Annotated in this window: 1 protein-coding gene; it reads left to right on the top strand. The window is 63.0% G+C overall.

Annotated features, from left to right (window positions below; translation table 11 throughout):
- Positions 1 to 37: 37 nt before the first annotated feature.
- On the top strand, positions 38 to 246 hold a 209-nt coding region (locus ACPXB3_RS22695), incomplete at its 3' end, for an Imm49 family immunity protein (RefSeq protein ID WP_425707140.1).

Genomic DNA, 246 nt, shown 5'->3' on the forward strand with positions numbered 1-246 from the left:
GGGTTCGGGTGGTGTGGTGGGGGAGGAGGTGTGGTCGATGTTGGATGCGGCGTGTGAGGTGGCGCGGGTGCAGTTTGGGCGGGCGTCGTTGCCGAAGGGTGAGCATCGGTTGTCGTTTTCTGTGTTGGGTCGGGAGTTTGAGACGGGGTCGTCGGGTCCGAATCCGTACACGATGGCGCCGGATTGGTTGGATGCGTTGTGGTTGGGGTTGGTGGCGCGGGATCGTGGGTTGTTGGATGTGTTGCG

It is taken from the genome of Gordonia sp. DT219, from assembly GCF_049847065.1.
In the GTDB taxonomy this organism is placed as follows: domain Bacteria; phylum Actinomycetota; class Actinomycetes; order Mycobacteriales; family Mycobacteriaceae; genus Gordonia.